Genomic DNA, 21,574 nt, shown 5'->3' with positions numbered 1-21,574 from the left:
CCGGATTGCTCGAGCGGGGTGTGGCGTTGAGATGCTGTCGGCCGCGAACAGGCCGGGACGCCGGCGCGAGGCCACGCCGACGATCGGGACGGGTGGGCGTTATCGCCGGGTGGCGATAACCGCTGCGCCGCATTATTTTCCGGGTCCGGTTTCCTCGCGACGCAGGGCGTCGCCTGTCGGTGCGCGGCCGTTACGACATCGATGCTCGGCGGCGCCGAGCTGGTCGGCGGCCTCCGGGGACGTCGCGTGTGCCGCAGCAAGACCCATGAGGTCCGTTGCGGCGACGCGGATTTCGGGATCGGACAGGCCACAGCGCGCCGCCTCGAGCCAGCGGTCACCGACCGGGGCGGCCAGCCTGGTGGCCTCGGCCACGACCTCCGGGGACGACATGAGGGCGTCGATCGTGTGGATCGGCACCGTCCACGCGTCGCCGGGCTGCGCGTCGAGATATCGCACCTCGAGGTGGCCCGAGGCCCGTACCGGCGGGAACATCGTGGTCAGGTGATAGTCGAGGTCGGCGGCGTCGGGCCGGCGGCCCAACTCGTCGTCCAGCGCGCCGCTGAGCCAGTCGGCGAAGGTGGCGCCGGGCGGGGCAGCCCAGTCTGCGCCCTCGGCCTGACGCACGCACAGCAGCGGCACATCGAGCACCCAGCGCGCGTACGCGGTGATCGGATCGGTCCACTCCCGCACCGGTGGCCTGGTGCGGGCGTGGTCGAGCCGGAACCAGGTCCGCATCCGCTGGGAGGCCCACGCGCCCGCGGGCGCGCCGTGCAACTCCGGGGAGCAGGCGAAGGCCGCCAGCAGCGCGGGGCCCATGGTGTTGAGCGCGGTCCAGCGCGCCAGGATCTCGGCGTGATCCGCGCCCGCGTCGACGCTGACCTGCGTGGCCGCGGTATTGCACATCATGAGCTTGCCGAACGGGCCGATCCCCGAGAAGGAGCGCTCCATCGCCTGATAGCGCGGCAGTTGGAGGAGCCGGTGCGCCGGGCGTATGCCGTCGGCCGCGGCGGAGAGGGTTCGGATGGAACGGGATTCGAGTAGTCGCTCGAGATGCTCGGCATCGGCCAGCAGGCGCTCGCACAGTTCGGCGGCGGAAGAGAACGCGGCGCTGGACAGTTCGACCTGCCCACCGGGCTCGATGGTGACCCGGCTGCCGCCAGGTAGTGGTACGGCGGGAGAGTGCGGCGAAATAGATGGTGGTGCATGGGAGCCGAGCGCATCCGCGAGCAGGGAGAGCTCTGGTCGCCGGGCGGGCGCCGACGGTTCACCGGAAGCGGTGAGCCACTCGAGTTCGGCGCCGATAAGTCTCGGCGGGCCCTGTTTGAAACAGACACCGCCGATATATGCCTCGGCCGCCGCCCGTGAGTTGAATTCGATCCCCGCGCTCGTGAGAGAGCGCACCGCTGTGACTGCCATGCCAACCTCCTCCGCCGACCGCCCGGGTGGCGACCGGCAGTGTGCCGCTCGTAGCCGCGTCGCCGGAAGACTGCCGTAACCCGGACCACGCTGCCCGGACCGGAAGACCGGTTTTCCGCCGACCGATCCAGAGTAGCGAGCGCCACCGACAAAAAATCTGACAAAAAGGTTACGACCGGTCGACAACACCCTCTGATCAGCATAAACCGGCCCAAGCTTCACTTCGCTCCGCTGCCACCGACAGTGCTGTGTCACCGGTTCCCTCCCTCCGCCCGGTCACAGCGCCGCGTCGACCGACAGTGCCGTGCCATCGATCCCCTCGCTCGGCTCGGTCACAACTCCACTGCGACCGGCGGTGCCGCGTGACCGATTCCCTCACTCCACCCCGTCACATCGGCAGTTCACTCCCACGTCTCCCGCGCCGATCTTCTATCGTCGATGGAGTGCTCGATCTGACCCGACTTCGCGCCGACATCCCGGCCTACGACAACATCACCGGGCCCACCCCGATCTTCCTGGACAGCGCTGGATCCTCGCTGCCGCCGCGTCCGGTCCTGGACGCGGTGACCGGGCATCTACGCCGCGAGGCCGAGATCGGCGGCTATCGGGCCGCGAACGAGCGCCTGGACCACCTGGACTCGGTGAAGTCCGCGATCGGCGCCCTGATCAACACCGCACCCTCGACGATCGCCCTGAGTGACAGCGCGACCCGGTCGTGGAGCGACTTCTTCTACGCCGTGCCGCTGGCGCCCGGTGACCGGATCCTGATCTCCGGGGCCGACTACGCCAGTAACGCCATCGCCGCACTGCAGCGCGCCCAGACGACGGGGGCGGTGGTCGAGCAGATCCCCAGCGACGACACCGGCCAGCTCGATGTGGACGCGCTGGCCGCGATGATCGACGAGCGGGTGAAACTGGTATCGCTGGTGCACGCGCCGACAAACGGCGGCCTGCTGAACCCGGTCGCCGAGGCCACGCGGGTGGCGCACCGGGTCGGCGCGCTGGTGTTGCTGGACGCCTGCCAGTCGATCGGACAGGTGCGGCTGGATGTCGCCGGACTCGACGTCGACGCCCTGTCCGCGACCGGACGCAAATGGCTGCGCGCGCCCCGCGGCACCGGATTCCTGTACGTGCGGCCGGAGCTGGCCGCCACCATGGAACCCACCCGGCTGGATCTGCACAGCGCCGCGTGGACGGGCCCGCACGAGTACCGCCTGGCGGCCGACGCCAGCCGCTTCGAATTCTGGGAGTGCGATGTGGCCGCCCGGTTGGGCCTGGGCGCGGCCGTGCGCTATCTGCTGGACCTGGGCCCCGACACCGTCTACGAAGCGATCTCGGCGAACGCCGAGCGGTTGCGCAAGAACCTGGCGCAGATCCCCGACGTGGCCGTCCGCGACCTCGGCGACCGGCACACCGGCATCGTCTCGTTCACCATCGAGGGCCGGATTCCGGTGGATATCCGCGACGAACTGCTGGCACAGGACATCACCGTCACGGTGAGCCATCGCAGCTCGACCCTGTTGGACATGTCCGCGCGCCGCCTGGATTCGGTGGTCCGGGCCTCGCCGCACTGTTTCGTCACCGCCGACGAACTCGACCGCTTCACCGAGGCGATCGCCGTGATCGCCACCCGCTGAGGGGCTAGATGAACCCGGCCCGACCCGCAGCCGTTATGTCCGCTGTGCGGATCTTCGCGACCGCACCGGCGATGAGGCCCGCCCAACGGTGTGCGGGCTGCGCCGACGGATCGATCCGGCGCTATACCGTGGCGTCGAGGGGATAGCGGGACCCGAGCGTCCCGCGGTCGCCGACGTGAAAGTTCATCACCAGATCGTCGGCCACCTGAATCAGTTCGTCCCGCCCCTCGACCCGGCCGGCCCAGGCCATCGGCAGTGCAGACAGCCCGTGCACCGCGCCGATCAGGTTGCCCGCGACCGCACCCGTGGAATCGGAGTCACCGGAATGGTTCACCGAAAGTAGCAGCGCGGCACGCAGATCCCCGGTCCGTTCGGCCGCCAGCGCGCAGTAGACCGCGATCGCGAGGCACTCCTCCGCGATCCACCCGGCGCCCACCTGCTCGACTCGCTCGGGCGTCGGGTCGCCCTCGTCGGCCGTCCTCAGTGCCCGCTGTATCGCCTGCACCGTCTCCTCGGCCCCGGGACCGCCGGTCAGCTGAGCGAGGGTCTGGTGCACCGCGTTTCGCAGGTCCACCCCGCCCAGGATCCGATCGATCAGGGCCGAGAACGCACCCGCCGCGAGATATCCCGTCGGATGTCCATGTGTCAGTTGGGCGCAGCGCGCGGACATCAGGAATGCGAGATCGGGCCCGAAGCGCGCCAACCCGAACGGCGCGGACCGCATCACCGTCCCGCAGCCCTTGGAGTCCGGGTTGATCGGACCGGGCACGCCCAGCGGGGCGGGCTCGGTGTACTGCTTCTCCTGCAATCCCAGTCCGGTCATGCACGCCTGTCCTGGTGAGCGGCGGGCGTAGAGGAACTGATGGCTGGAGAGCCACCCGTCCGGCATCGGGCTGGGAGCGTGTTCACGCTGAGTTCGCAACCATCGCAGATACGCCCGCCCCAGCACGGGCGCGGGATCGATACCCGGCGACAACCGCAACAGCCCTTCGGCGGTGAACAGCGTCATCTGGGTATCGTCGGTAATCTGCTGCGGCGCATCGGGATCGGGACCCCGGAGAAAATCGGTCATGCCATCGGGACCATGCCCCGCCCGAATCATGTCCAGCTGAAGGAATTCGATCGGCCAACCCAACGCGTCGCCGATCGCCCCGCCCAGCAGCGCACCACGGACCTGATCAAAGGTTTTCGTGTAATCCTGCACAGCCCAGATCATTCCAGTCATACCGGGTGGAATTCCAGAAGTACGCTCTTCCGGAGGCTAGTGCAATTGGTTCTGTGCGGGTTCCAAACCCACGCGCAGCAGCAGTTCGACCGCGTCGGCGGCCTGTTCGACGATCACCGGAAGCTCTTTGCGCTCCACGGTGGCGAACGGCTTGAGCACGTAGTCGGCAGGGTCCTGGCGGCCGGGCGGGCGGCCGATGCCCAGGCGCACACGCAGGTAATCCTTGGTGGTCAAAGCGCTGGAGATCGAACGCAAGCCGTTGTGTCCGCCCTCTCCGCCACCGCGCTTGAGGCGGATCGCACCGAAGGGCAGATCGAGGTCGTCGTGCACCACGACCACCTCGGTCGGCGGGACCGAGAAGAAGCGAGCCAGCGCGGCGACCGGGCGGCCCGAGACGTTCATATACGAGCGGGGCTTGGCCAGCAGCACCTTTCGCCCGTCCAGCCGTGACTCGAGCAGATCCGCGCCCGACTTCTTGTGCACGGTGAAACGGCCGCCGACGCGCTCCGCGAGCACGTCGGCGACCATGAATCCCACATTGTGCCGGGTGCGCTCGTACTCGGAACCGGGGTTGCCCAGCCCGACCACGAGCGCCGGAGAACTATCGGCCATCTCCAGAACCGTTGCGCGACCGAATTACTCGGCGGCCTCGGCCTCGCCCGCGGCGGTCTCTTCCTCGCCCTCGGTCTCGGCCTCGGTGGCGACGGTGACGTTGACGACCAGCGTCTCCTCATCGGCGGCGAGGGTGACGCCCTTGGGCAGCGCGACCTGACCGGCGGTGATCTGGGTGCCGGCCTCGGCGCCCTCGATCGACACCTCGATCTGCTCGGGGATGCTCAACGCGTCGGCCTCGACCGACAGGGTGTTGGCCTCCTGGGCGACCCGGGTGCCAGGGGCAGCGGCGCCGGTCACCACGATCGAAACGTCGGAGACGACCTTTTCGCCACGCTTGACGATCAGCAGGTCGGCGTGCTCGATGTAGCGGCGGATGGGGTGCACGACGATGGATTTGGTCAGCGCGAACTGCTTCTGGCCATCGATTTCCAGGTTCACGACGGTGTTGGTGCCGTGCTCGCGCAGGATCGCGGCGAACTCCTGGGCGTTCACGGCCAGATGCTTGGGGGCCTCGCCGTGGCCGTACAGCACGGCGGGAACGTTGCCGTCGCGGCGGGTGCGGCGGGCGGCGCCCTTGCCGAACTCGGTGCGAACGGTGGCTACGAGGGTGGCGGCGTCGGACATGACTGGTGGATTCTCCTACGGCTCTCCGGGCTGGTTATCTTGCTGGCCAGGGACTGCCCTGGCAAAGTGTCTGCTCGTCGGGCGAAGACGGAACGACAACGAGACCGGCCGGAAAAGCCGAGCCGCGTCGATCACGGTGTGGGGTCCTTGCCTCACACCCTCGCCGAGACAACCTGAAAAGAGTAGCACGCATCAGAAACGCTCCTGCACGGGGTCTGCACCTGGCGTCTTGTGCCATGACGGGCGGCCGGACCGCACCGGCAAGCCCGGGCCGGGGCGCAAAGTGCCCGGTCGAGTAGCCTTGATTGGTTGCCTACATCCCCCGAACAGGAGCGTCTCCCGTGAATTCCCCGTCCCCCACGACAACGTCCGGGCGGTTGGCGCAGGAAATCGCCCGGCGGCGCACCTTCGCGGTGATCTCCCATCCGGACGCCGGTAAATCCACCCTCACCGAGGCTCTGGCCCTGCACGCCAAGGTCATCGCCGAGGCGGGCGCGATCCACGGCAAGGCCGGGCGCAAGTCCACGGTGTCGGACTGGATGGAGATGGAGAAGGCGCGCGGGATCTCGGTGAGCTCGACCGCGCTGCAGTTCGAATACGGCGACTGCGTGATCAATCTCGTCGACACCCCCGGCCACTCGGACTTCTCCGAGGACACCTACCGGGTGCTGACAGCCGTCGACGCGGCGGTCATGCTCATCGACGCGGCCAAGGGTCTCGAGCCGCAGACGCTGAAGTTGTTCCAGGTGTGCCGTCATCGCGGCATTCCGGTGATCACCGTGATCAACAAGTGGGACCGGCCCGGCCGCGCACCGCTGGAGCTGCTGGACGAGATCAACGAGCGGATCGGCCTGACCCCGACCCCGCTGTTCCTGCCGGTCGGCATCGCGGGTGACTTCCGCGGCCTGCTGCGGCGCGGTCCCGACGGCGTCGCCACCGAGTACATCCACTTCACCCGCACCGCGGGCGGCGCGACCATCGCGCCCGAGGAGTCCTACGACGTCGAGCACGCCGCCGAGCGCGAGGGCGAGGTGTGGGCCACCGCTGCGGAGGAGAGCGAACTGCTCTCGGTCGCCGGACAGGATCACGACGAGGAGATGTTCCTGGCCGGACAGACCTCGCCGGTCATCTACGCCTCCGCGATGCTGAACTTCGGCGTGCGCCAGCTGCTGGAAACCCTTGTCTCCCTGGCTCCCCCGCCCGGCCCCCGGGACGACGTGAACGGCACGCACCGCGAGACCGCCGACCCGTTCAGCGCCGTGGTGTTCAAGGTGCAGGCCGGGATGGACACCGCGCACCGCGACCGGCTGGCGTTCATGCGCATCGTCTCGGGCGAGTTCGAGCGCGGCATGGTCGTCACGCACGCGCAGACCGGCCGGCCCTTCGCGACCAAATACGCCCTGACCGTCTTCGGCCGCGAACGCTCCACGGTCGACACCGCCTACCCCGGCGATGTTGTCGGCCTGGTCAACGCCACCGCCCTCGCCCCCGGACACACCCTGTTCGTGGACAAGAAGGTCGAATTCCCCCCGATCCCCTCCTTCGCCCCCGAACATTTCGCCACCCTCCGCGCGCAGACCGCCGGAAAGTACAAGCAATTCCGTAAGGCCATGGACCAACTGGACTCCGAAGGCGTGGTCCAGGTCCTGCGCAACGACGCCCGCGGCGACGCCTCCCCCGTCCTGGCCGCAGTCGGCCCCATGCAGTTCGAAGTGGTAACGGCCCGCATGCAAGGCGAATTCAACGTAGAAACCCACCTGGACTTCCTCCCCTACCAGTTGGCCCGCCGCACCGACGCCGCCTCCGCCCCCGAACTGGACCGCCAACGCGGCGTAGAAATCTTCACCCGCACCGACGGGGCGATCCTTGCCTTGTTCAGCGACAAGTGGCGCCTGCAGTACATCCAAAAAGAATTGAAAGATCTGACCCTCGAACCCCTTGTCGCCGCCGCCGACTGACCCGCCTCTCCGCCGAGCCCGCCCGACAGTGGTCAGTCGTTTATATCGTCGGACTCGTAGTCGAGATCGAGATCGGGCGGAGGCGGCCACTCACGGGTAGTGACGAGTTCGCCGGTCCAAGGATCGACCCTTCGAACGGGGTACTCGATTTCGGTCGATATTCCCCCCTGAGTCCAGAGAATAGAAAGACCTGAATACAGGACGGTCGGCGTCTTCATCGGCCGATCCGGAAGAGAAAGTATCGATCCGGTCCGAAATGCGATTCGAACTCCCCCGGATTTGAAGAATACCGGCGAAAGTATCTCCGATCGCAGCAAGCCCTGGGACTGGCTTCGATCTCGATCCACAATTGCACGGCGACCAGAGTAACGCTCCACACTCGACCGAGTCGACAGTTCAGCATCATACCCAAAGATCAGCCTGAAATCTCGATCGATAACCAGCTCAACCTCTTCCAGCCGCCACGCCACCTGAAGGACACTCAGGTGTCTCAGTGGCAGCAGAATCCACCGATCCTCGTGCTCTATGATCTCTCGCCGCATCCTCCGCCTTTTGCTACCACAGCACTACACGAATCCCTCACCCCAGTGATCCCGGTCTACTTCATAGCGATCGATAGTGAATCCGTCGGGCGACATGAAGAAGCCCGGCTTCCGACGAATTCGATCAACCGCATCTTCAGCTTATTTCATCGACGAATACACTCCAATGAACTTCAGGTCCTCGGATCCATCATAGATATCGTGACAATGCTGAACAACATATACGTGATTCATCGCCGGACATCACCTGCACCCATGGAGATCGCGAATCTTCGGTCGCCCGCCGATACGGTGAATAGCACGGAGGTTCAGAACCAGGAAGCGAAATGGCCCTGGTCCAGCGGGCGGAGCTGCTCACGATCAACCCCGTACCGCCGGAAGAGCGCGAACAAGTCGATAAAGTCATCGTCACCGACTGCGGCAGCGTCTATCTCGATGTACAGGGTGTCGCCACGTCCCGCATAGGATGTAACGCAAGAGATCTTGTCCAGCCATCCAAAAAATGCAGCTTCATCGTTGTACGAGTAATAGCGGACCTTGCGAGCCTCCAGCACCGTCCCCCCGTCAACTGTACTCATCGTGTCGCTCCTCCCGGGTAAACGTTTGTGTATCCACCAGACTTCTCCTGTACATCCCAGTGAGGTCCGCCATGTGCCAAAGCCCCTGGACCGGTGGGGACCCAGACATTCCCGCCTGCATCCTCCCAGCCGAACCCGCGCCCATTCGGTGCGGGCACCCAACGGTCACCACCTTTTGGTGGCGTGAACCCTTCCGCATCGTCCGGCCTGCCGGGAGCCTTCGCGCCATTGGGATCGTAAGCATTTGCCGGAGGCTTCGTTGAGACCGCCACCTCCAGTGCGCCATCCGCAGCGACGACCACCTTCATCAAGATGAGCGCCTCGAGGCTTTTGATGGCTTTGTCGAGGTCGGTGGTGGGGAGGGCGTGGAAGGCGTCGATGGCGCCTACTGCGCCGGCGGCGAGGCTGGTCAGGCCGATGACTCTGGTCATTTGGCTTGCGCGGTAGGACGTTTGGATGGCGTCGGCGGTTGCCAGAACGTCGGCGTCGATGGCGGCCTCGGCGACTACGGCGGAGGTGCCGAGGCTGAACAGGGCCAGGAGTCCGCCTGCGATGGCGGTGAGGCCGATGGTCAGTTCGAGGGTGTTGATCTGGCCGGCGGTTTGGGCGCCGAGGGCGACGGTGGCGTCGTGGTAGGCGCCGACCGGGGCGGCCATGTTTGTGGCGGCGGTGGAGACGGTGTCGGCGCCGGTTTTCAGGGTGGCGAAATGGTCTTGGAGCAGTTGGCGGTTCGTGGCGTCGTCCATGCCGTCGAACAGGGCGGAGATCGCGGTGATTCGGCCGGAGGCGGCGGTGATGGTGGGGTGGGTGGCGAAGGTGTTCCAGGTGGTGTGGGCCTTGTCGAGTTTGGTCGCGTCGCCGTTGGGGAGTTTCCCGAACGCGGACAGGACCTTGGCGACGAGTTTGTCGAAGAACTCCTTGACCCCGCCGTGGTCGGTGAACCCGATCCCGTTGTCCGCCACCGACGAGGGGATCGTGACCTGATACTCGCCGACCTGGCTCACGTTCGGGGGATCGGGGGCCGGTTTGCTGTTGTTGGCGAGACCGTAGTTGTAGCCCATCGCCTGCAGTGCGGCACCGTAGTTGGTCAGGGCATTGGCCAGACTCGAACACGCTTGCATCGTCTGCTGCGCGGCCTTGTCGTACGCCTGACCCCACTGCTCGCAACCGGGGGCATCACCGGCCATACCCGCGCAGTCACCCTTGACCGCCGCATGCACCGGCTTATCGGCCGCCCGCAACTCGTCGGCCAGATCGTGGCATTTCCTGCCCGCGTCGTAATAGGTCTGCCAATCGACGATCATCCCTGACCGCTCCGCAGGATGCGGCGATTCACATCCACCGCACCGGTATAGCGGCCGTGCGCCTTCTTCGCCGCATCACCGGCCGTGGCGATGCCATCGGCGAATTCGCGGGCACTGGCCAGCCATCGAGCGTGCGCGTCGCGATACGCACTCGCCGCGACGCCATCCCAGCCGTCGCTGGAGAGCGTCTGGACTCGACGGTCGAGTTCATCGAGATGATCGTGTACGAATCCGGCCAGATCGTTCAGCCGCGCCACGATCCGGTCCAACTGCTCGAGCTCGACGGAGAATCGAGAACTCATGGCAGATTCAAACTCGACACCCGGGACGCGGTCGCCGCGTCCGCCGACCGATAAGTCTCGGCAGTGACACCCAGCTTTTCCGCCAGGGCGGTCAGCTCGTGCAGAAGCCCTGTTCCACCATCGCGGGTTTCATGCCAGCCTGTAGCGAACTCGTCAGCACAGTCACCGGTCCAGTCCGAAGCGAGCAACCGATCCACCTCACGCGCGGCGGAGTCCAGCGCCTGTTTCACCGTGGTAGCAATGTCGTAGGCGTACTTCCCCACCGCCTGCACCTCATCCGGAACCACCGACAGGTTCTGATCGGCCCCGGACGGACCCCCGCTTCCGCTCATGTGCTCGACCATACCCAGCTCGGAGTGGGCGGTCATCGATTCTCAGGCGTTAGATGGATGCACACTCACCCGGGCAGCGAGCGTCTCGGCCTTGCGGAGTAAGTAGCATTACTATGCCGACGGGGAGCTGGTCTGCGGTTCGGTAGACCGTTATCGCCTCGTCTCGGGAGCCTGACATTTCCAGCAGGTGATCGCCAATGGTCTCGAAGCGGTGGGTACGCCCGGGCGATCGACCCCGGGTCACCACGAACTCGCCGGACGTCGGATCAGATCACAGATTCTTGCGATCCGCCCGAAGCGCACCGCAAGATCACGCGACCGGCTCCGACCCATTCGTGCACACACACCGAGCACGAGGGAGTAATCCGCGATGAGCACCACGATCGAGCTGTACTACGAGATGCACGGCGTCCCGATGCCCGGCACCGTTCCGCTGGTGCTCGTGCACGGCGGCGGCTCGACGATCGGGACCAACTGGGCCGCGATCCTGCCGCATCTGGCCGCCACCCGGCAGGTGCTGGCCGTGGAGTTGCAGGGCCACGGCCGTACTCCGAATGCCGACCGTCCGTACACCTTCGAAAACTCCGCCGACGATGTCGCGGCCCTGCTGGGCGCGCTCGGCATCGAGCAGGTCGACCTTCTCGGATTCAGCAACGGCGGCAATGTCGCGATGCGCGTGGCGATGCGGCACTCGCATCTGGTGCGCAGGCAGGTCGTGGCCTCGGCGTTCTACCGGCGGGAGGGCATGGTCGACGGATTCTGGGAGGGCATGCGCACCGCGGACATCGCGAGCATGCCCGAGGTCTACCTGGCCGCGGACCGCGCCCTGAATCCCGATCCGGCACACCAGCAGCAGCTGTTCGACTTGGACACCGGTCAGATGCGCAATTTCACCGACTGGTCCGACGCGGAACTTACCGCGATGAACACACCGACGCTGTACATCGGCGGCGACCGCGACGTGATACGCGTGGAGCACTTCGTGACCATGGCACGGCTCACCCCGGACGCCGAGTTGCTGATCGTGCCGACCGGACACGGCGAATACCTCGGCGAGCTGCTCGCCAGCGGCGGCGACCTCAGCACCATGCACGCCACGCTCCCGTGGCTGCTGGCGTTCCTGTCCGACTAACTAGCCCATAGTTTCGGCGGCGTCCGGGGGTTGGCCGTCGGTGTCCGGGCTCATGCCGGGTTCGCGGGCGATCAATCCCCAGCGGCTGGAGGTCAGGCGCAGGCTCGGCAGGTCGGACAGGGACAGCACTACCTCATAGGTGCGTTCGTAGCCGGTGTGGGCTATGCGCCAATGACCGTCGGAGCACAGGACGTAGCGGTCGGTGTAGAAGGCCGCGCCGCGCAGGAGCATGTTGTGGGCGGGGATCAGGACGGTGTCGGCCAGGTACCAGGTGCCGGTGGCGGTGTCACCGTCGATGTCGATCTCCGGGTGATCGCAGCGGTGTTCGGTGATGACGTGCGGGCCGAGGGTGTTGCGCATGAACGCCAGGTACGCGTCGCGCGATTCGAACTGGAGGTACTCGCTGTACGTGGCGGTGGCGTCCGGGACCATCGTATCGGCGAAGTCATCCCAGGATTTGGTATCGAGTGCCCGCAGGTAGCGGAACTTCAGCCGGCTGATCGCGGAGACGGCGTCGGAGTCCATAACTCCACAATCCCATCCAGAAGGCCGCTTCTCCGTGATTTGTGAGATCTGTACCGAATCGCTATCAGCGCCGGACTACCGCCCGGATCGCGGGGAACCGGTGTCTCCCGCGGGCAGGGTGAAGCAGGTGGCGCAGAAGTCGTCGCCGAATTCGGTGAGCCGCAAGCTCTTTCGCACGATCTTGGGCACCCGTCCGGCGGATTTGAGCGCGGTTTCCACGAGCGGCTGCACCTCGAGCACCATGTAGCGGCTCAGCAGGACCGGATCGTCGGAGGTGAAGGTGAGCCCGAGCCGGCTCAGGTTGATCAGGTAGTGCCGCGAGCGATCCGGATAGCGCACCCCGGCCTGTTCGGGCACCGAGGTGAGATCCCCGGTCACCAGCTCCGAGCCGATGCCCAGCGGGCGGTTGGTGCGCACATCCACCGAGGGCTGCGGGCCGTTCTGCGCCATGAACCGCAGGATGCGAGCCTCGTCGGGGGCCAGCTGGTCCAGGATCCGGTCGTACGCCGGATGCACCTCCTCGGTGAAATACACATCCGCCGAGCGCGCCAGCAGCGCGTCACCGCGCCGGCGTAGGTCCTCGATCGTGGACGAATGCATATAGCTGCCGGTGATCGCCTGCGTCGCATGACCGTTCGAGCTGGGCACATAGCTGACGATCTCGCGCACCGACCCCTCGGTGACGCCGAGCACGCTGCGCGCGATGGACTGCAGCGCCGCCCCGGTGCGCTCGACGATCTCGGTGGAGGACTCACCGTCCGCGACCGCCTGGGTGATCTGCTTGGTGACCTCGAACGTGGTGCCGACGGCCCATTCCCCCGTGCGCACCGCCGTCCCGGCGGCCAGTCCGGCGACGCGGAAGACACCGCGGATCAACCGCGCCTCGTTGCTGATCTGGCGCTCCTCCGCATCCGAGCTGCGTTCCACGGAACGGGGCCCGGGACGGACCACGTCCCGTCCGGTCCTGTCGTCTGCCACGTCCTGATCTCCTGTGTCCTCGCACGCGCGGATTCGGCCGGTCTGCTCCACCGACCCGGGGCGAATACTCGGCGATATCGACTCGCTCGATGTCCAGCGCGACTCGCGGGCCGTCGCGACGGCCATTCTTCCGTACGCCGTGTCCGACGCGGCCTCACGGACGCGCCCGTGTGACCGAAGTCTCCCACCTCCGGACACCCCGGATCAAACCGCGCGCCGAAGTGGACCTATCTCACAATTTCGCGTTAGGGTCCAGCGTGCCGACAGAGAACGTTGGTGGACCGGCGAGGGACTGCCATCGGTGATGGGGTTCGGCAGGAGGATGTCGTGCTGGTCAGCTACTTTCATATCGCACCATCCATACTGCTGGAACTGATCACCATCCCGCTGTTCACCGGCATCATCGGCTACATCACCAACTGGACCGGCATATTGATGCTGTTCAAGCCGCTGACCTTCCACGGCGTCCGGGTACCGGGCCTGGCGACGCTGTTTCCATTCCTGCCCACGAGAATTCAGGTGCTGCCGCTGCTGCGTTACGACGGGCAGATGGGCTGGCAGGGCATCGTGCCCTCCCGCGCGGACAAGATGGCGTCCATCGCCGTGGACAAGGGGCTGTCCAAGCTGGGTAGCGTCAGCGACTTCTATCGCGAGCTCGAACCCGACGCGCTCGCCGAACATCTCACGAGCATCGCCGAGGAGCAGATCCACGACATCGTCGAGGAGATCGCGATCCGCGAGCACCCCCAGCTCTGGTACAACCTGCCCGCGGGCCTGCGGGACATGGTGCACGAGCGGGTGCGCCAGCAACTGCCGGAGGTACTGCATCACCTGACCACCGAACTTGGTAGCAATATCGAACAGCTGCTGGACGTCAAGCAGATGGTGATCCGTTATTTCCGAACCCGCCCACAGCTTTTGAATACGGTGTTCCAGGTATTGGGCGCCAAGGAATTGCGGTTCATGCAGAACTTCGGTTTCTACTTCGGCGCGCCGATGGGTGTGGTGCTGGTCGGCATCCTGCATCTGACGCACTGGTCGGCGCTGGCGGTGCTGCCGATCGGCGGGGTGGTGATCGGCTGGGTGGTGAACTGGATCGGCCTGAACATGATCTTCTCCCCGGCCTACCCGAAATGGTGGTGCCCGTGGCGCCAGGGTCTGCTGGTCAAACGGCAGCTCGAAATCACCGAGGGCTACGCGGAATTGGTGGCCACCCAGATCATGACGGTCGCCAATGTCGGCGACGAACTGCTGAACGGCCCACGCTCGGATCGCACCATGCAGGTGCTGGAGGAAACCCTGCGACCGGCCACCGATCGCGCTCTCGGCCCCGCACGCGGACCGGTGAAGTTCGTGATCGGCGACCGCGACTACGAGATACTCCAGGACAGCTTCGCCGACCGCGCCAAGAGCCTGGCCCCGGCCGCCTTCGCCGACCCGGCCTTCAACGCCCAGCAGAGCGCCCAGGTCAGCCGCTACATCGCCAAGCAGATGGCGGCCCTGCCCCCGCCGAGCTTCGTCGACATGCTCCGCGCGGCGATCAAACAGGACGAATGGTTGCTGTTCGTGCACGGCGGCGTGCTGGGTCTGATCGCCGGCTACGCACACCTGCTGATCTTCGGCACTGCCCTGGCCACCCACTGGTTGTAGCCACGAGACATGCCACCGCCCGTCGGCCGCTCGCCTCGCCCGGATCGGGTAGTCCCTCGAAGGGCTCCGAGAACCCGGATCGTCCGTCCGACGATCGCGAAGGGTCGGGGTCGTTGGGGAGCACTTCGGCTCTTCCTGATTCCCAGTCGGCGGTACACCCTGGGTGCATGAAAGGTTCGTTCCAGAATGCGATGCGCCGGTTCACCAAACTTCCACGGTCGCTGGCACTGCGGTCGGCCGGGAAACAGGGGTCCGGCACCTCGGTGATCCATCATGTCGGGCGCCGGTCGGGTCAGGCTTATCAGACACCTGTCACGGTCGTCGAGCGTGACAGCAGCTTCGTGATCGCATTGCCCTACGGTGAACGCACCGACTGGCTGCGAAACGTCCTTGCCCAGGGTTCGGCTACGCTCGTCATCGGTGGTAGTTCCTACGCGGTCGACAAGCCCGAAGTACTTCCCATGGACGTGGCGAACAGCTACTTCCCGCCGAAGACGCAGCGTCTGCTGAAACGTTTCGGGGTCGAGTCCGCTCTCCAACTACACCGTGGATGACGCGGTATCGGAACCACTCCCGTACTAGCCGACCTCCTCGGCGAGTTCCAGCCAGCGCTCCTCGGTCGAATTCTTCTCAGCTTGCACCTGTTTGAGTTCCGTGCCGAGGGTGACCAGACGGTCCGGGTCGGTCGCGGCCTCGGCCAGCGCCGTGTGCAGTTTCTCCTCGCGTTCGGTGAGTTTCTCCAGAGATCGTTCGAGGCGGGAGAATTCCTTGCGGGATGCGCGGTAGGCGGCCGAATCCGTCGCGGGGGCAGGGGAATTCGCCGGTCCTGCGGCGGTCTGGGTCGTGAGGGCCGCGCGACGGCGCAGGTATTCCTCGATACCGCCGGGGAGGTTGGTGAGTTTGCCGTCGCCGAACAGCGCCCAGGTGGAGTCGCAGATGCGCTCGATCAGATAGCGGTCGTGGCTGATCACCACCAGGGTGCCCGCCCAGCCGTCGAGCAGGTCCTCGAGCTGTTGCAGGGTGTCGATGTCCAGGTCGTTGGTGGGCTCGTCGAGCAGCAGGACGTTCGGCTCGGCCATCAGGATGCGGGTGAGCTGCAACCGGCGGCGTTCGCCACCGGACAGGTCGCGTACAGGGGTGCGCTGCTTGGCGGGCGAGAATCCGAGCCGCTCGGCCATCTGCCCGGCGCTGACCTCCCTGTCGCCCAGCGTGATTCGCTCGGCAATATCGGAGATAGCCTCCAGCACACGCATATTCGTGGGCAAGTCGTCGAGTTCCTGCCGCAGCCAACCGATCCGAATGGTCTGGCCCTGGATCCGCTTGCCCGCCGCGAGATCCGAATCACCGGCCAGCGCGCGCAGCAGCGTGGTCTTGCCTGACCCGTTCACCCCGACCAGACCGACCCGCTCGCCGGGGGCCAGACGCCAGGTCAGATCGCGCACCAATTCCCGGCCGTCCGGGGTCGAGAGTGTGACGTCCTCGAGTTCGACCACCACGCGCCCCAGGCGCTTTCGCGCGAACGCGGCCAGTTCGACGGTATCGCGCGGGGCCGGCACATCGGCGATCAGCGCCTCGGCGGCGTCGATCCGATAGCGCGGCTTGGAGGTGCGAGCCTGCGGGCCGCGACGCAGCCAGGCCAGTTCCTTGCGCGCGAGATTGCGGCGGCGAGCCTCGGTGGCGTCGGCCTGGCGCGCGCGTTCGGCGCGGGCGAAGATCCAGTCGTTGTAGCCGCCCTCGTAGCTTTCCACCTTGCCGCCCACGACCTCCCAGGTGCGGGTGGCGACGGTGTCCAGGAACCAGCGATCGTGGGTGACCACCACCAGCGCGCTGCGGCGAGCCAGCAGATGCGCGGCCAGCCACTGCACGCCCTCGACGTCCAGGTGGTTGGTCGGCTCGTCCAGCACCAGCAGATCCAGCTCACGAACCAGGGCGGCGGCCAGCGCGACTCGGCGGCGCTCACCGCCGGACAGCCCGTTGACCTGGGTGTCCATGCCGAGCCCGGCGATGCCGATCCCCTCGATGACAGTGCGGATGCGCGAATTGGCCGCCCACTCGTGTTCGGCGACGCCGTCGGTCAGCTGATCGTCGGCCAACCCCGCCAGCACCACATCGCCGACCGTCGCACCGTCGGGAAGCACCCCGCGCTGCGTGACCACCGCGATCCGCAGCCCGTTCACCCTGCTCACCCGCCCGCTGTCGGGCGCCTCGATCCCGGTCAGCACCTCCAGTAGCGTCGTCTTACCGCCGCCGTTGAGGCCGACGACCCCGATCCGCTCCCCCTCCTGCACGCCGAGGGACACGTCGTCCAGCAGGGGCGTGATTCCGAAACTCTTGCCGACCTGCTCCAGGTTGATCAGGTTAGCCACTGGGCTCCTCCGCCTCTCCACAACTCCGGCCCGTACACACGGCGAATCGCGCCGTTCGCACAAGCCACCCATGCTCTCACGCCCGGACCGGCCCCCGAATCCGCCCCTGAGACGGGTATGCGACGTGCCATACGTTCCGCCTCTAAAAACCTCAGCCTAGACTGATAAGCTGGGCTTTGCATATGTGCGGCGATCTTGATTCCAGCTATGTGGCCACCTGCCGTCGACCACGCCCGCCTACCACACGGTTTCGGCAGCCGCCTACCCGCCCGTCACGGCGAAGCCGGCGACCGGCCTGTGGGCGTGGCGCTCTCGACACTGCGCGTGATCGACAGCGTCCTGCTGGACAAGGTGTTTCCGCCCCAAGCCGATGCCATCGATTCGCGGCGATACCGCGAGCACGCTCGGATCGTGAGCGAGATCACGCCGCTTTCCTGTCGCGGAACGACTGTCGCAGTGGCAGTTTGCCGTAAGGCCGCCGGCGATCCCGGACTCGTACTCGGTAGCGGCATCCAGCGGATCGGACCGCGTATCACATAGACTCCGGGCAGGGCGGATTCGAGCGAACTCGGAGCCGACTGTCGGCGGGTAGAGGAAAATGTCCCGAATATGCTGCGGTAGCGGAATATTGGCGGCGCTGCTCTCGATGATCTTGCCCTGCAATGGATTTGGACATCATTCACACAAGAGCCCCTCTCCTTGATTCACCAAAGGGCTTCAGGCTCCGGCTTATCCTGCCAAAATGCTCCTACGGCCACCCCGAGGGCGGCGCTTGTACCTGGCATTTCAGGACTCATGATGGGCGGTACCTCGATGACCATTGACGCTGACGACCGCATGCGGGTGCTGGTCACCATCAATCCGATCGAATCACATTTCCGCGGGCTGGTCACGCTCGTCGAGGCGCTGAGCGGACTCGGCCACGATGTACGGGTCGTGGTGCCGGACAAGTGGGCCACGTGGCTGCACGACAAGTACGGCGTGCGGACCGTGGATATCGGCCCCTCGTGGCTCGACCCCGAGTTCGACACCGTCGTCTTCGGCGCCCTGCTCGAAGGGGGTGCGGCGGCCTTCGACCGGGCACTCATGACGGAATTCACCTCCGCGCGCGTCGCCGGATACGTCGCCGACAAGGTGCTGGAGCTGTCCGAGCGCTGGCGGCCGGACGTGATAGTGCACGAATGCACCGAATTCGGCGGATATCTGGCCGCGGAGGCGCTCGGAATACCGCACGTCGTCGTCGACATCGGCCCGCTGGAAGCGGTCGTGCAACGCCTCCACCAGGAGGTCGTCCGCCCCGGGCTGACCGCGCTGCGGTCGCGGCTCGGGCTCGGACCGGAGCCGCCGACACCCGGAATCCTGCGTCATCTCACGGTTTCGCTGACCCCGGCAGAGTTCAATCACGCGGACTTCGACGCACCGCTCGTTCGCTACGGGCACGAACTTCCCGCACGCCATGACGAGCGGTTGCCCAGCATTTTCACCCAACTGCCCGAGGACAGGCCGATCGTCTACCTCTCGATGGGTTCGATCGGGCCGCGTTCCACGCGATTCATGCTGCGCTCGACCGAAATCTACGGGGAGATATTCGCCGCGCTGAGCCAGCTGGAGTGCTCGGTTCTGGCCGCGCTGCCGACGCAGTATCAGGACATATTCCGCTCGTTGCCGCCGCATATACACACGATGTCGCGTGTTCCCCAGTCACTGGTGCTGGAGAAGGTGGACCTGTTCATCACCCACGGCGGCTTGAATTCGATTCGCGACACGATCACGTGCGGAGTGCCGCAGGTATTGCTGCCCTTCTTCGCCGACCACCCCGGGAACGCCCTGCGGTGCGAAAAGCTCGGGACCGGCATTCGAATCGATCCGGACACGGTCACCCAGCCGGACGTGCAGACCGCATGCGAACAGATACTGGCCGACACCTCCTACCGACAGGCCACCAGAGAACTCCAGCGACATATGCGGGCGCTGCCCCGGCAGACCGCATTCGCCGGCGACCTGCGGCGCCTCATCGGGGGAGCTGACGTCGAATGATCGACAGAGACGATCTGCTCAGGACCATTCGAGAGTTCCACGAGCAGCAGGCGCAGCCTCCTTTCGTGCCCGGTGTCACCGAAATCCAATCATCGGGCGCATGTCTGGACGCCGATGACAAGACAGCACTCGCCGCGGCCGCGGTGGACATGCGGATCGCCGCGGGCGCCCTGGCACACAAATTCGAGACCTCGTTCGCCAGGAGGATCGGCACGCGCAAGGCGCGGCTGACCAATTCCGGATCGTCGGCGAACCTGCTGGCGATCACCGCGCTGACCGCACCGGAATTGGGCGATGCGCGGCTGCGCCCGGGAGACGAGGTGATCACCGCCGCGGCGGGATTTCCGACAACGGTCAACCCGATCGTGCAGAACGGCCTCGAACCGGTGTTCGTGGACATCGATGAGCGCACGTACAACGTGACACCGGAGGCGATCGAAGCGGCCATCGGTCCGCGAACCCGGGCGGTGGCGCTGGCTCATACGCTCGGCAACCCCTTTCCGATCGCGGAAATCGCCGAATTGTGCAGCAAACACGACATGTTCCTGATCGAGGACAACTGTGACGCGGTCGGATCGACATATCGGTCGCGGCCGACCGGCACATTCGGCGACCTGTCGACCGTCAGTTTCTATCCGGCCCACCACGTGACCACGGGCGAGGGCGGCTGCGTGCTGACCGACAATCTGGTCCTGGCCCGGGTGGTGAAGTCCCTGCGGGACTGGGGACGCGACTGCTGGTGTGAGCCGGGCGAAAGCAACAGGTGCGGAAGGCGATTCGGCTTCGAACTGGGCGGCCTGCCCTACGGATACGACCACAAATACATCTATTCGCACATCGGGTACAACCTGAAGGCGACGGATCTGCAAGCGGCTCTGGGCCTGTCCCAACTGGCGAAACTGGATGATTTCTGCGCTGCCAGACGACACAACTGGGCCAGGCTGCGCGAGCAACTCGACGGAATCGACCACCTGCGCCTGCCGGAACCGACGCCCTACAGCAACCCGAGCTGGTTCGGGTTCGCGATGACCGTCACATCGGACGCCCCCTTCGATCGTGTCGGCATCGTCAATTTCCTGGAGAGCCGCCGGATCGCGACCCGCGGTCTGTTCGCCGGGAACCTCCTGCGCCATCCGGCCTACTCCGGCATTTCGCATCGCATTTCCGGAGATCTGACCGTCAGTGATCAGGTGGCCGACCGCACCTTCTGGGTCGGCGTATATCCCGGGATCACCGACGAGATGATCGATTACATGGTCGCTTCCATCCGGGAGTTCGTCGCGGGCTACCAGCGATCCCCGGTCTCCTCGCTCGGGGAGACACGGTGATCAGGGTCCTCGTCACCGGCGCGAACGGCCTGCTCGGTGCCCGGATAACAAGTCCCGACAGCCCTTTCCGCAATGCCACCCGGACGGTCGTCGGACTCGGCTCGAAAGAACTCGACATCACCGATGCCGGTGCGCTGAAGGAAACCATCGTCACCGGCGACGTGGTGATCAACTGCGCGGCATACGGCGCCGTCGATGCCGCCGAGACCGATATCGATCGGGCATACGCGATCAACGCCTTCGGCGCCGGACTGCTGGCCCGAACCTGTGCCAGGAAACGAGCGCGATTGGTACACATCTCCACCGCCTACGTCTTCGACGGCGCCGCCCCCGGACCATACGAGACCTCGTCGCCCAGCGCGCCGATCAACGCGTACGGCAGATCCAAACTGGCCGGCGAACACGCCGTACGCGAGGAATTCCCCGATGCGCTCATCGTCCGCACGATGTGGCTGCATTCGGGGGCGGCCAAGGGATTCCCGGCCGCGCTCGTCTCGAAATGCGCGCGCGGCGAATCCGTTGCGGTCGTTTCCGATCAGATCGCCTCCCCGACCTATACCGACGACCTCGTGTCCGCATTGTCCGAACTCGTCACACATCCCGATCCGCCCTTGCTGACGCATGCGACCTCGTCGGGCGCGGCGTCGAAATTCGAATTCGCCCGTGCGATCGTCGAAGAAGCCGGCTTCGATATCGATCTTCTGCGTCCGTGCCGGACAACGGACTTCCGATCCGCCGCGGACCGCCCGCGAAATGCCGTGCTGTCGGACGCATCATGGATCGATCACGGACTGCAGCCGCTACCGCACTGGCGTGACGCATTACACCGTGCGATGATGTCAACGCCCTTCGAATAGAAAAACGCCCCCGGAACCATAGTTCCGAAGGCGTTTCTCACCAGTAGCGGGAACAGGATTTGAACCTGCGACCTCTGGGTTATGAGCCCAGCGAGCTACCGAGCTGCTCCATCCCGCGTCGTAATTACTACCCTACACTACCGTGTCGGATACGCCGAATCGCCAGTA

At 65.9% G+C, this 21,574-nt stretch carries 21 protein-coding genes and 1 tRNA gene; 8 read left to right on the top strand and 14 right to left on the bottom strand.

Features of this window, described 5'->3' with window-relative positions; genetic code table 11:
• Positions 1 to 132: 132 nt before the first annotated feature.
• Positions 133 to 1,416 (bottom strand): ergothioneine biosynthesis glutamate--cysteine ligase EgtA, encoded by a 1,284-nt coding sequence (gene egtA / locus JZ791_RS09395; protein ID WP_216893825.1) that lies wholly within the window; start codon positions 1,414 to 1,416, stop codon positions 133 to 135.
• Positions 1,417 to 1,859: 443 nt separating this feature from the next.
• Between egtA and JZ791_RS09390 the strand changes: the two genes are divergently transcribed.
• A complete protein-coding gene (locus JZ791_RS09390; protein ID WP_216893824.1) occupies positions 1,860 to 3,053 on the top strand; it encodes an aminotransferase class V-fold PLP-dependent enzyme in 1,194 nt (397 codons plus the stop codon).
• 121 nt (positions 3,054 to 3,174) lie between these two features.
• Here the strand turns inward: JZ791_RS09390 and JZ791_RS09385 are convergent, their stop codons facing one another.
• The 3 genes from JZ791_RS09385 to JZ791_RS09375 are packed head-to-tail and all read right to left on the bottom strand — an operon-like array spanning position 3,175 to position 5,517.
• Complete coding sequence (locus JZ791_RS09385) at positions 3,175 to 4,257, bottom strand: ADP-ribosylglycohydrolase family protein (protein ID WP_308162862.1); 1,083 nt, start codon at positions 4,255 to 4,257, stop codon at positions 3,175 to 3,177.
• A gap of 57 nt (positions 4,258 to 4,314) precedes the next feature.
• Positions 4,315 to 4,890: an aminoacyl-tRNA hydrolase gene (pth, locus tag JZ791_RS09380; RefSeq protein WP_216893823.1), complete on the bottom strand. Its 576-nt coding sequence runs from the start codon at positions 4,888 to 4,890 to the stop codon at positions 4,315 to 4,317.
• Positions 4,891 to 4,914: 24 nt separating this feature from the next.
• A complete protein-coding gene (locus JZ791_RS09375) occupies positions 4,915 to 5,517 on the bottom strand; it encodes a 50S ribosomal protein L25/general stress protein Ctc (RefSeq protein ID WP_216893822.1) in 603 nt (200 codons plus the stop codon).
• Positions 5,518 to 5,858: 341 nt separating this feature from the next.
• Here JZ791_RS09375 and JZ791_RS09370 point away from each other — a divergent pair, with 341 nt between their 5' ends.
• Positions 5,859 to 7,475 carry a peptide chain release factor 3 gene (locus tag JZ791_RS09370; RefSeq protein ID WP_216893821.1) on the top strand — a complete coding sequence of 539 codons (1,617 nt, stop codon included), beginning with the start codon at positions 5,859 to 5,861 and terminating at the stop codon, positions 7,473 to 7,475.
• 32 nt (positions 7,476 to 7,507) lie between these two features.
• Here JZ791_RS09370 and JZ791_RS09365 read toward each other — a convergent pair whose 3' ends face one another.
• The 6 genes from JZ791_RS09365 to JZ791_RS09345 all read right to left on the bottom strand — a co-directional run bounded on the left by JZ791_RS09365 (position 7,508) and on the right by JZ791_RS09345 (position 10,533).
• Positions 7,508 to 7,945 (bottom strand): hypothetical protein, encoded by a 438-nt coding sequence (locus JZ791_RS09365; RefSeq protein WP_216893820.1) that lies wholly within the window; start codon positions 7,943 to 7,945, stop codon positions 7,508 to 7,510.
• 213 nt (positions 7,946 to 8,158) lie between these two features.
• The gene (locus JZ791_RS47315) at positions 8,159 to 8,251 is read right to left on the bottom strand and encodes a DUF7336 domain-containing protein (RefSeq protein ID WP_498049398.1); all 93 of its coding nucleotides are present in this window, start codon (positions 8,249 to 8,251) and stop codon (positions 8,159 to 8,161) included.
• Positions 8,252 to 8,325: 74 nt separating this feature from the next.
• Positions 8,326 to 8,595: a hypothetical protein gene (locus tag JZ791_RS09360; protein WP_216893819.1), complete on the bottom strand. Its 270-nt coding sequence runs from the start codon at positions 8,593 to 8,595 to the stop codon at positions 8,326 to 8,328.
• Positions 8,592 to 9,899, bottom strand: a complete 1,308-nt coding sequence (locus JZ791_RS46275) for a polymorphic toxin type 37 domain-containing protein (protein ID WP_216893818.1) — start codon at positions 9,897 to 9,899, stop codon at positions 8,592 to 8,594. The genes JZ791_RS09360 and JZ791_RS46275 overlap by 4 nt, the downstream gene beginning before the upstream one ends.
• Positions 9,896 to 10,201: a WXG100 family type VII secretion target gene (locus JZ791_RS09350; RefSeq protein WP_216893817.1), complete on the bottom strand. Its 306-nt coding sequence runs from the start codon at positions 10,199 to 10,201 to the stop codon at positions 9,896 to 9,898. The genes JZ791_RS46275 and JZ791_RS09350 overlap by 4 nt, the downstream gene beginning before the upstream one ends.
• Complete coding sequence (locus JZ791_RS09345; protein WP_216893816.1) at positions 10,198 to 10,533, bottom strand: WXG100 family type VII secretion target; 336 nt, start codon at positions 10,531 to 10,533, stop codon at positions 10,198 to 10,200. Before JZ791_RS09345 ends, JZ791_RS09350 begins: the two co-directional genes overlap by 4 nt.
• Before the next feature lie 370 nt (positions 10,534 to 10,903).
• Between JZ791_RS09345 and JZ791_RS09340 the strand changes: the two genes are divergently transcribed.
• Positions 10,904 to 11,665, top strand: coding sequence for an alpha/beta fold hydrolase (locus JZ791_RS09340; protein ID WP_216893815.1), 762 nt, complete (start codon positions 10,904 to 10,906; stop codon positions 11,663 to 11,665).
• Here JZ791_RS09340 and JZ791_RS09335 read toward each other — a convergent pair whose 3' ends face one another.
• Positions 11,666 to 12,190, bottom strand: coding sequence for a nuclear transport factor 2 family protein (locus tag JZ791_RS09335; protein WP_216893814.1), 525 nt, complete (start codon positions 12,188 to 12,190; stop codon positions 11,666 to 11,668).
• Between the two features lie 75 nt (positions 12,191 to 12,265).
• Positions 12,266 to 13,168 carry an Abi-alpha family protein gene (locus JZ791_RS09330; protein WP_308162861.1) on the bottom strand — a complete coding sequence of 301 codons (903 nt, stop codon included), beginning with the start codon at positions 13,166 to 13,168 and terminating at the stop codon, positions 12,266 to 12,268.
• Positions 13,169 to 13,495: 327 nt separating this feature from the next.
• On the opposite strand from JZ791_RS09330, the gene JZ791_RS09325 reads away from it, so the two are divergent.
• Complete coding sequence (locus tag JZ791_RS09325; protein ID WP_216893812.1) at positions 13,496 to 14,818, top strand: DUF445 domain-containing protein; 1,323 nt, start codon at positions 13,496 to 13,498, stop codon at positions 14,816 to 14,818.
• 167 nt (positions 14,819 to 14,985) lie between these two features.
• Positions 14,986 to 15,372, top strand: a complete 387-nt coding sequence (locus tag JZ791_RS09320) for a nitroreductase family deazaflavin-dependent oxidoreductase (RefSeq protein WP_216893811.1) — start codon at positions 14,986 to 14,988, stop codon at positions 15,370 to 15,372.
• 24 nt (positions 15,373 to 15,396) lie between these two features.
• On the opposite strand, the gene JZ791_RS09315 is transcribed toward JZ791_RS09320, so the two are convergent.
• Positions 15,397 to 17,184, bottom strand: coding sequence for an ABC-F family ATP-binding cassette domain-containing protein (locus JZ791_RS09315; protein WP_216893810.1), 1,788 nt, complete (start codon positions 17,182 to 17,184; stop codon positions 15,397 to 15,399).
• Between the two features lie 813 nt (positions 17,185 to 17,997).
• Between JZ791_RS09315 and JZ791_RS09310 the strand changes: the two genes are divergently transcribed.
• From JZ791_RS09310 to rfbD, 3 genes are read left to right on the top strand one after another with little or no spacing between them, the layout of a single operon-like run.
• A complete protein-coding gene (locus JZ791_RS09310) occupies positions 17,998 to 19,221 on the top strand; it encodes a glycosyltransferase (RefSeq protein WP_216893809.1) in 1,224 nt (407 codons plus the stop codon).
• Positions 19,218 to 20,549 carry a lipopolysaccharide biosynthesis protein RfbH gene (gene rfbH, locus JZ791_RS09305; protein WP_216893808.1) on the top strand — a complete coding sequence of 444 codons (1,332 nt, stop codon included), beginning with the start codon at positions 19,218 to 19,220 and terminating at the stop codon, positions 20,547 to 20,549. Before JZ791_RS09310 ends, rfbH begins: the two co-directional genes overlap by 4 nt.
• Entirely contained in the window at positions 20,546 to 21,406 is an 861-nt protein-coding gene (gene rfbD, locus JZ791_RS09300; RefSeq protein WP_216893807.1) for a dTDP-4-dehydrorhamnose reductase, read from the top strand. The genes rfbH and rfbD overlap by 4 nt, the downstream gene beginning before the upstream one ends.
• A 44-nt stretch (positions 21,407 to 21,450) precedes the next feature.
• On the opposite strand, the gene JZ791_RS09295 is transcribed toward rfbD, so the two are convergent.
• Positions 21,451 to 21,524 (bottom strand) — tRNA-Met (locus JZ791_RS09295).
• Positions 21,525 to 21,574 lie beyond the last annotated feature (50 nt).

It is taken from the genome of Nocardia alni (assembly GCF_019038435.1).
Taxonomy (GTDB): domain Bacteria; phylum Actinomycetota; class Actinomycetes; order Mycobacteriales; family Mycobacteriaceae; genus Nocardia; species Nocardia alni.
Note: the sequence above shows the minus strand (reverse complement) of the source record. Positions and strands in the feature narration are given on the sequence as shown.

Excerpts from the sequence above, each read along its gene's own strand:
- JZ791_RS09320 (WP_216893811.1), top strand. The coding sequence starts at position 14,986 with ATGAAAGGTTCGTTCCAGAATGCGATGCGCCGGTTCACCAAACTTCCA.
- JZ791_RS47315 (WP_498049398.1), bottom strand. The coding sequence starts at position 8,251 with ATGAATCACGTATATGTTGTTCAGCATTGTCACGATATCTATGATGGA.
- JZ791_RS09340 (WP_216893815.1), top strand. The coding sequence starts at position 10,904 with ATGAGCACCACGATCGAGCTGTACTACGAGATGCACGGCGTCCCGATG.
- JZ791_RS09350 (WP_216893817.1), bottom strand. The coding sequence starts at position 10,201 with ATGAGTTCTCGATTCTCCGTCGAGCTCGAGCAGTTGGACCGGATCGTG.
- egtA (WP_216893825.1), bottom strand. The coding sequence starts at position 1,416 with ATGGCAGTCACAGCGGTGCGCTCTCTCACGAGCGCGGGGATCGAATTC.
- JZ791_RS09335 (WP_216893814.1), bottom strand. The coding sequence starts at position 12,190 with ATGGACTCCGACGCCGTCTCCGCGATCAGCCGGCTGAAGTTCCGCTAC.
- JZ791_RS46275 (WP_216893818.1), bottom strand. The coding sequence starts at position 9,899 with ATGATCGTCGATTGGCAGACCTATTACGACGCGGGCAGGAAATGCCAC.
- rfbH (WP_216893808.1), top strand. The coding sequence starts at position 19,218 with ATGATCGACAGAGACGATCTGCTCAGGACCATTCGAGAGTTCCACGAG.
- JZ791_RS09375 (WP_216893822.1), bottom strand. The coding sequence starts at position 5,517 with ATGTCCGACGCCGCCACCCTCGTAGCCACCGTTCGCACCGAGTTCGGC.
- JZ791_RS09360 (WP_216893819.1), bottom strand. The coding sequence starts at position 8,595 with ATGAGTACAGTTGACGGGGGGACGGTGCTGGAGGCTCGCAAGGTCCGC.
- JZ791_RS09345 (WP_216893816.1), bottom strand. The coding sequence starts at position 10,533 with ATGAGCGGAAGCGGGGGTCCGTCCGGGGCCGATCAGAACCTGTCGGTG.
- pth (WP_216893823.1), bottom strand. The coding sequence starts at position 4,890 with ATGGCCGATAGTTCTCCGGCGCTCGTGGTCGGGCTGGGCAACCCCGGT.
- JZ791_RS09310 (WP_216893809.1), top strand. The coding sequence starts at position 17,998 with ATGACCATTGACGCTGACGACCGCATGCGGGTGCTGGTCACCATCAAT.